The following is a 1,117-nucleotide window of genomic DNA, read 5'->3' as shown; positions in this document are numbered from 1 at the left end:
AGCATGGTCCACGCCGCGGCATCGGGCGCGACCGCGGGATCGGCGGGCGGGGGCACCGGCGACCCGGGCTCGGACGCGGCGGCCGCCTGGAGTTCCCGGATGAGGTCCCGCTCCGAGGCGGCGGAGACCGTGAGGCCGGTCCTGCGGTGGGGGGACGCCACACCCGAACACGTCGACCCGGCCAGGTCGGGATAGCGGGGGCAGTCCTCGGGCCCGTACGGCATGGGGTCGGAGAACGACGGGACCGCCGTGATGGCGAACCGCCCCGTGGAGAACGCCGCCTCCCCGGCCTCCCCCATGGGTCGCATGGCGTAGAGGGTCCGGATGACCCCGTGCGGGTTCCGGGCGGTCCGGTCGAACACCACCCCGGTGTCGTCGACCAGTCGGATCGCACCCGTCACGGTCCGGTCGGCCATGTGCGCGCCCGACCCGGTGACCGCCAGGCCCGCGTCGAGCAGCCGCCCGAGCGAATCGGGGCGGCCCACCACGATCTGCGAGAGTCGCGTCGCCTCCTGCAGGGTCTCGACGATGGCCGGGCCGGCCGCGGCCAGGTCCTCGGTGAGGTAGGCGAGCGCGGAGGACGCCTCGGCGGTCTCCTCCAGCGCGGGCGACAGGTGCTCACCCGCCCGGTCCACGTCCCCGATGACCCTGCCCAGCATCTCGCCCCGACCGTCGAGGGCCCGATCGAGTGCGGTGAGCGTGACCTGAAGACGCTCGGGTTCGATGGAGACCAGCAGGTCGCTCGCGCGGGTGAACACGTCGTAGAGGAGCACGGCCTCCTCGGAGCGGTCGGCGGCCAGGACGTCTCCGCTGTCGAGCCCGCCGGCGGCGCGCGTCGTCCCGGGCACGCCCGGGGTCACCAGGTCCAGGCGCATGTCGCCGAACAGCGTCCGCGGGACCGCACGGACGACGACGTCGGAGGGGATGCGCTCCGCGTGCTCCGGGGCGATCAGCATCTCTATCCTGGTGCCCGGTTCGTCGTCGTCACCCGAACTGTCACCCAGAGACGACCGCACGTCACCCACCTTCACCCCCAGGTGATGGACGGGGGCGTGGACCGGGACCCGGCCCGCCTCCGAGGGCAGCACCGCCGTCACCGTCGCCCCCGCGTCGAGGA

General features: G+C 74.1%; 1 protein-coding gene. It reads right to left on the bottom strand.

Going from position 1 to position 1,117, the window contains the following annotated elements; all coding sequences use genetic code 11:
• Nucleotides 1-1,117 (bottom strand): MlaD family protein (locus tag IY392_RS16415; protein ID WP_194861801.1); only part of this gene is annotated, 1,117 nt, incomplete at both ends.

This window comes from Dietzia sp. SYD-A1, assembly GCF_015356725.1.
In the GTDB taxonomy this organism is placed as follows: domain Bacteria; phylum Actinomycetota; class Actinomycetes; order Mycobacteriales; family Mycobacteriaceae; genus Dietzia.
This window is presented reverse-complemented; position numbering and strand designations above follow the sequence as displayed.